Genomic DNA, 7561 nt, shown 5'->3' on the forward strand with positions numbered 1-7561 from the left:
ACATTGCTGAACTAACATTGCTGAACTACTTGAAGCTGTACAACCACCACATTCCACAACGCGCCATCGACAATAAAACGCCTATCCTCGCACTCAAGGAATGGCAGCAGAAGCGCCCAGAATTATTCGTCAAACGCGTTTACGATCAAACGGGACTGGACAATTAGTCATTGTTGGTGCCTCTTTGAATTGTTGGTAACGGCAGCAAGTGGCCGGATGCTGCTCTCCAGGGGACGGCAGCTCTCGACCCAAAGCAATGGGATGGACTCCTCCTCCCCCTGAAGGCACGTAAGTGCCAAACTGGAGTTTCCACACAACCGGTTTAGGAAGAAGGAGTCCACCATGAAGATTATCCGTGTTGGGGTCGATTTGGCAAAGAACGTCTTTCAGGTGCACGGCGTAGACCGGTCCGAGAAAGCGGTATGGCGACGCAAGCTCGTCCGCGGCGATTGGATCAAGGCCCTGCTTTCCGAAATCGAGCCGGGCTGTGAAATTGGCATGGAAGCGTGCAGCGGCGCGCATCATTGGGCCCGGCTGCTGCAAGCACGAGGCTATACGGTCAAGCTGATAGCTCCGCAATTCGTTAAGCCGTACGTCAAGAGTAATAAAAATGACGCCAACGATGCCGAAGCCATCTGCGAAGCGATGAGCCGGCCAACCACGCGTTTTGTAGCGGTAAAAACCGTCGAGCAACAAGATATCCAGGCTGTGCATCGTGTGCGCGCCAGCCTGGTCGAGCAGCGAAAGGCAAAAGGAAACCAAATCCGTGGCCTAACCGCGGAATATGGCTTGATAGCGCCGAAAGAATTGCTGTACTTGAGAGCCACAATCCCACGCTGGCTGGAAGATCAGGAAAACGGCCTGAGCGAGCGGTTCCGCCGACTGTTGCGTGGACTGTGGGAAGACCTGCTGACAATGGATCAGCGTGTCGAAGAGCTCGACCGAGAGATCGAACAGATTACCCGACAGGATCCGGTGGCGGTACGCCTGCAGCAACTGCGCGGTATTGGACCAGTCACGGCAACAGCTTTGCTGGCGACGATTGGCGACGCCAGCCAGTTCGCAAACGGCCGACAAATGGCTGCTTCATTAGGGCTGACGCCCAAGCAAAACAGTTCGGGAGGAAAAGAACGTTTGCTGGGCATTAGCAAGAGAGGCGACGTATATCTGCGTAGCTTGCTTGTGCACGGAGCACGAGCGGTGATCCGTACCGCGCAAAACAAGACAGACCGGTTAAGTACCTGGGTGATGCGCATCGCGACTACACGTCACCCAAATATCGCCGCGGTGGCATTGGCCAACAAGACCGCGCGTATCGCGTGGGCGATGATGAGTAGAGGTACCGATTATCGTCCGATACCAGAGTGAACAGAGCAATACCAGCGCCTTTAACGTAGGAGTATCCGAACCACGATTGCATGACAAGCCGCATGATGGCCAACAGGTCGAACCGGCGCTGACCGAACCCGATAAGGTCTGAGGCTTCCGAGCCCGTCAAAGCGATAGGGAGTCAGCGCGCGAATAGCCCATCAGGGTCCAGCACCTGGCACAGGTGCAGTAATACGAGACCGGATATACGTGAGCAGTCGTACCTCATGGCCTGAATACGGATTGTTTGCAAACGAGGAGAATGAAATGGACGCCTCCCGTCTGTGCCAGCGGTGCGATGAATAGCCGAGAACGTGTGATGGAAAGGATACGGGGTGGACCCTCGCGGGCCGACGGCGTCAGAAGCGCCTAAAGTGAAAGCATCGCGGCTTTCAAGGCTAACCGGAGGATCCACATCATGAATGCCACTCCCAAAACGGTGGTCGGTGTCGATACGGCCAAGAGTGTCTTCCAGGTCTACACCGAGGATCAGGAGACAGGTGAAGTGCTCAATAGAAAGCTCAGGCGCGCGCAGTTCCTGGAATGGTTTGCCAACCGCACGCCCTGCCTGATCGGCATGGAGGCGTGTGGCGGCTCGCAGCACTGGGCGCGCAAGCTCCAGGAGCTGGGGCACGAGGTGAAGCTGATGAGCGGAAAGATGGTCAAGGCTTTCGTCTGCGGGAACAAGAACGACGCGGCCGATGCGCGCGCGATCTACATGGCGGCGCAGCAACCAGGAGTGAAAGCCGTGGCGATCAAGAGCGAGGGGCAGCAGGCTGTGCTAGCGATGCACCGGATCCGCCAGCAACTGGTAAAGGTACGTACGGCACAGATCAACGAGCTGCGCGGCCTGGTCGCGGAGTACGGCGAGGTGTTCGGTCAAGGCAGAAAGGCTTTCGACGCCGGCATGAAGACAGTCCTCGAGCGGCTGGCCGAGCACTTGCCGGCGCCGTTGATCGACACGCTGCGCGAGCAGTGGAATGAACTGGTTCGATTGGACGAGCGCATCGTCCGTATCGAGACATCACTGCTGGCATGGTTACGCCAGGACCGTGCCGCCAAAGCAATCTCCGCGATACCTGGTGTTGGTTTGCTGACCGCCACCGCGGCGGTGGCTACTATCGGAGATGCCAGGGCGTTCCGGTCTGGCCGCGAGTTTGCGGCATTTGTCGGGCTTATCCCAGGCCAGACCGGTAGTGGAGGCAAGGTACGGCTACTGGGTATAACCAAACGTGGTGACACGTACCTGCGCACCCTGCTAATACACGGTGCCCGGGCGGTGCTGCTCCACGCCAAAACGCCCAGCCCATGGCTGCAGCAGCTGAGTCAGCGCCGGCCTCCCAACGTAGTGATCGTTGCACTGGCTAACAAGATTGCGCGCACCATCTGGGCGGTATTGGCCCATAACCGTGCGTATGACAAGGAACACGTCAGTTCGCGGCCGTTCTCTGCGGCATCGACGTGAAGATCAACCTACAACGTATGGAAGGATGGCACGTCACCAGTTGCGTTAGGTATTGACAGCGATGACAGACAGGTCAGACCGGGATTCACCAAGCCTGAATGGACTCCGGGGCTAACAGCCCGTGAGGAGAATGAGGCGTGGGTCAGCGGATTTCATCGGGGCCAGCGGCGCTTGCCGCACGTAAGGCCGGATATAGAACTGCGACTTTCCTTGTCTGAACAGAGCTGCAAATACCTTGCAATAGGGAGGCGTCCATATAGAGTCCATATACGGACCTTTCCTTAAAGTCAGCCTCGCATAGTCCAGAGCAGGTAAGGAAGAATAACAACGGCGAAAACGACATTGCATATCAGGAACCAGATATGGGCCGGGATTAATGAGTCGTAGAAGAGCCACGCAAGACCGTACATCACGCCAAACAGAAGGTTGAAGCGCACGAAGTGCAAGCCACTAATTCTCAAGGTTCGCGATTTCGTAGTCATATAGTTTCCCGGCTTTAGTTTCCTCTAAGCTTCAAATTTCGGCCGTTTTCTCATGGGCTGCATGTCTGTATATGGACTCCTCCTCGTTTGCAAACAATCCGTCTTCAGGCCGTGAGGTACGACTGCTCACGTATATCCGGTCTCGTGCTACTGCACCTGTGCCAGGTGCTGGACCCTGATGGGCTATTCGCGCGCCGGTTCCCTATCGCTTCTTCGGACTCGAAAGCCTCGGACATTCTCGGGTTCTGCCAGCGCCGGTTCGACCTGTTGGCCATCATGCGGCTTGTCATGCAATCGTGGTTCGGATACTCCTACGTCGTACGATACTATTATTGCTGAGCTTATACAGGCATCGGCTGATAATCCGTTCCTCTGCTGATCATCGCCCACGCGATACGTGCCGTCTTGTTCGCCAACGCTACCGCGGCAATGTTGGGATGCCGTTCAGTTGCAATACGCGTGACCCAAGTGCTCAATCGGTCAGCTTTGTCATGAGCAGTGCGAAGCACCGATCGCGCTCCGTGTATTAGCAAGCACCTCAGGTAGGTGTCGCCTCTTTTGCTAATCCCTAGCAAGCGCTCCTTTCCTCCCGAGCTATTTTGCCTGGGCGTCAAGCCAAGCGAGGCCGCCATTTGTCGGCCGTTTGCAAACTGGCTGGCGTCGCCTACCGTTGCCACAAGAGCTGTCGCCGTGATGGGGCCAATGCCACGCAACTGCTGCAGGCGAACAGCTACCGGATCATTCCGCGCAATCTGTTCGATTTCCCGCTCGAGCTCGGCAAGTCGTCGATCTAGTATCAGCAGATCTTGCCAGAGCCCTCGCAAGAGTCGACGGAATCGCTCGCTCAGCCCGTTGTCGTTGTCTTCAAGCCAGCGAGGGATCGCTGCTCTCAAGTGAACCAATTCTTTCGGCGCAACCAAGCCATACTCGGACGTCAGGCCACGAATTTGATTGGCAGTGGCCTTGCGTTGATCTGCCAAGTTAGCACGTACCCTGTGTACAGCCTGGATGTCTTGCTGCTCGACCGACTTGATGGCCACGAATCGCATGTGCGGCCGGCTCATCGCTTCACAGATTGCTTCGGCATCGTTGGCGTCATTTTTGTTGCTCTTGACGTAGGGTTTGACGAATTGCGGAGCGATCAACTTGACCACATAACCTTGTGCCTGCAGCACTCGGGCCCAATGATGGGCGCCACTGCAAGCTTCCATACCGATTTCACAGCCGGGCTCAATCTGGGAAAGCAAGGCCTTGATCCAGTCAGCCCGGACAAGTTTGCGTCGCCAAACTGCCTTCTCGGACCGATCGACACCATGCACCTGAAAGACGTTCTTTGCCAGATCGACCCCAACGCGGATAAGCTTCATGGCGGACTCCTTCTTTCCAAACCGGTTGTGTGGAAACTCCAGTTTGGCACTTGCGTGCTCTCAGGGGGAGGAGGAGTCCATCCCATTGCTTCTGGCCCAGGCCGTGTAAAAACGTAGGTCCAGGTAAACGGAACCGGCCCAGTAAACGTTGAGCCAGTATCTCATCAAGACGGATACGACATGAAGCGCTTTATCGAAGGCGAGGATCGGGGACAGGGTACGCTGCTGCCCGAGCTCCTAGACGACTATGTGGCAGAGGACAACCCGGTGCGTGTCGTCGATGTTTTCGTTGAAGAGCTGGACCTTGCTGGCCTTGGTTTCAAGCGTGTGCAACCGGCGAAAACGGGCCGGCCTGCTTATCACCCCGCCGTGCTTCTGAAGCTCTACATTTACGGCTATCTCAATCGCATCCAGTCGAGCCGGCGGCTTGAACGGGAAGCGCAGCGCAACATCGAATTAATGTGGCTGACGCAACGCCTGGCGCCGGACTTCAAGACGATAGCGAACTTCCGGAAAGAGAACGGCAAAGCGATCCGCAATGTCTGCCGCCAATTCGTTGTGTTGTGCCAGCAGCTGGATTTGTTCTCGGATGCGGTCGTTGCGATCGATGGCAGCAAGTTCAAGGCCGTCAATAGCAGCGACCGCAATTTCACCGACGCCAAGCTCAAGCGCAGGATGCAGGAGATCGAGGCCAACATCAATCGCTACCTAGCCGAACTCGACACGGCTGACAGGCAAGAACCGGCAGCCAAACAGGCTAAAACAATGCGCCTCACCGACAAGATTACGGCGCTGAAAAGCCAGATGGCAGCGCTCAAGGAAATTGAAGCGAAGCTGCAAGAGACCGGGGAAACACAGGTTTCGCTGACCGATCCGGACGCTCGCTCAATGATGACGCGTGGCAGTGGCATCGTCGGCTACAACGTGCAAACCGCGGTCGACACCAAGCATCATTTGATCGTTGAGCACGACGTGACGAATAACGGCAGCGATCGCGACCAATTGTCCGACATGGCCAAGAAAGCCCGCACTGCGATCGGCACCACGCGACTTACCGCAATCGCTGACCGTGGTTATTTCAACGGCAAGGAAATCCTGGCCTGCCATGAAGCCGGGATCCATGCCCTGGTACCGAAAACGAAGACGTCCAATGCCAAGTCCGACGGCAGGTTCGACAAGGCCGATTTCATCTACGACCCAGAGAAGAACGAGTATCGCTGTCCTGCAGGCCAAGCTCTGATCTGGCGTTTTGCAACAGTCGAGAATGGCATGACCAACCATCGGTACTGGAGCTCAAACTGCAAAGGCTGGGCCGATTGCGGACGGTCGGCACGGCTCAGTGTACCCGGCTGTTGCCTGCAGAGCAACTAGACGGTTTTGTTAGGCGCTCTTAGTCTGGAACAATCTATTTTTCACTTCGACAGTGTACAGCGGCTACCGTGAAGACTATCTATCCTGCTGCAATCACAATTCTCATTGGACCATCGCACTCATTTGACGACCGCTCGTTGACTGAGGAATGTTTCGTAATTTTCTAGATTTTTCTCAAAAAAGCTGTTCTCGATTTGAGATCGTACTGACTCGAACGTTTCATAAACCGGTTTACGTCTCTCGCGGACAATTGCAACGTGAAACGTAGGGTACCCTTTTAGCTTGAATGGCTCTGCAGAAACAACCCCGTCGGCTTGACTATCGATTTGCGGAATATAATCTTTCGGATAGCCATAACCATTAATCCATTCGAAGTCGCCGCCAGAAGCCTTTTGGGCACTTTTCATGGCTGTAGCGACTCTATCGAAGGATTCACCCGACTTGATGCGCTGAATAGCCATTTTAGCATCCGATTCAGCGCCGAATATAAGATCAGCCACATAGTACTCTTTTGAAGCAGAAGTTCTCTCTTCGTAGAAAGCTCTGAGCTTTGCCTCGGATGGCTTATATGCAGTTTTAAACGCTTGCCTATACAATGGGAAAGCCGCCTTAATTTTTTCTGGATCTGCTGATTCCTGCGGTTTGAGGAAACCACGCGACACCATATCCTGCACCATCAACATGTTGCGCTGGACCAACGAACGAACAGTTGGCTCTGCAGCGGAACTGACTCCGTTCTCTTTAATGACCTTCGCTACCTTAGTTTCAAATTCTGCTTTTGACAAAATGATTGGGTTAAGTGCTGCTTGCGCCATCCATGCTTCTTGAGTGGCTGGAGAAATCAGTCCGAGTGAAAGTTCGTATTGCGCGCGAGCTTCTAACAAGTCACCTAGACGGCTTAGACTATCGGCATAGTAAAAGCGTGCCAATCCGTTTGCAGGATCGATTTCCAACGCTTTCGCAAAAGTAGTAGCCGCCGCCCGATATTCCGCTTGCTTGTAAAGCTCGAAAGCGGTTGAAAACAGTTCACGTGCGACGTCCAACTTTGCTTTGGGCCTAGAAGCTGATTCACTCTTCAATCGCTGAATGAGAAGTTTGTCGGGCGCCTCACCTGTTGGCATAGCAAACGCGGAAATGCTTATACAAGCTGAGAAAGGCAGCGCTAACGTAAAAATCAATCGTTTCATCTCGTCCCTTTCATTGTCATAAACCGTTGAAATGAAATTCGCTTTAAGTTAGAAACTTGTAAATTTGGACGAATGCTCTTCCGTGGTAGCAACTTGCTGGCAATCAGATTGCAACATATCCCTTATGACATCAAATTATGGACTAAGCTGATTTCGCATGCAATAATTAGTTCTACATCTGCTACGTGTTTAGTTTCGTGTGATCATGTTCCGCGTCGTAGCTGGCCTTTGTTTCGTGCAAAGGCTATGCTGGCTGACTTGATTGCTGGGTTCAGCAGTCCCAGTGATCAATCCCACCAGGAGCAGTTTGCAGCATGAGTT

At 54.3% G+C, this 7561-nt stretch carries 4 protein-coding genes and 2 pseudogenes; 4 read left to right on the forward strand and 2 right to left on the reverse strand.

The features are described 5' to 3' along the window. From AB4Z32_RS27140 to AB4Z32_RS27150, 3 genes and pseudogenes are all read left to right on the forward strand, one after another. A pseudogene (locus AB4Z32_RS27140) lies at positions 1-167 on the forward strand (IS481 family transposase); the annotation flags it as partial. A gap of 175 nt (positions 168-342) precedes the next feature. Beyond that, complete coding sequence (locus tag AB4Z32_RS27145) at positions 343-1368, forward strand: IS110 family transposase (RefSeq protein WP_442124932.1); 1026 nt, start codon at positions 343-345, stop codon at positions 1366-1368. 418 nt (positions 1369-1786) lie between these two features. Continuing rightward, a complete protein-coding gene (locus AB4Z32_RS27150) occupies positions 1787-2833 on the forward strand; it encodes an IS110 family transposase (protein WP_442124933.1) in 1047 nt (348 codons plus the stop codon). Positions 2834-3656: 823 nt separating this feature from the next. Here AB4Z32_RS27150 and AB4Z32_RS27155 read toward each other — a convergent pair. Continuing rightward, positions 3657-4682, reverse strand: a complete 1026-nt coding sequence (locus AB4Z32_RS27155) for an IS110 family transposase (RefSeq protein ID WP_442124934.1) — start codon at positions 4680-4682, stop codon at positions 3657-3659. Between the two features lie 180 nt (positions 4683-4862). Here AB4Z32_RS27155 and AB4Z32_RS27160 point away from each other — a divergent pair. Then, a pseudogene (locus tag AB4Z32_RS27160) lies at positions 4863-5996 on the forward strand (IS1182 family transposase); the annotation flags it as partial. 176 nt (positions 5997-6172) lie between these two features. On the opposite strand, the gene AB4Z32_RS27165 reads toward AB4Z32_RS27160, so the two are convergent. Then, entirely contained in the window at positions 6173-7240 is a 1068-nt protein-coding gene (locus AB4Z32_RS27165; RefSeq protein WP_442124935.1) for a hypothetical protein, read from the reverse strand. Between the last annotated feature and the right edge of the window lie 321 nt (positions 7241-7561).

Source organism: Massilia sp. 2TAF26 (genome assembly GCF_052115005.1).
GTDB lineage: Bacteria > Pseudomonadota > Gammaproteobacteria > Burkholderiales > Burkholderiaceae_D > Telluria.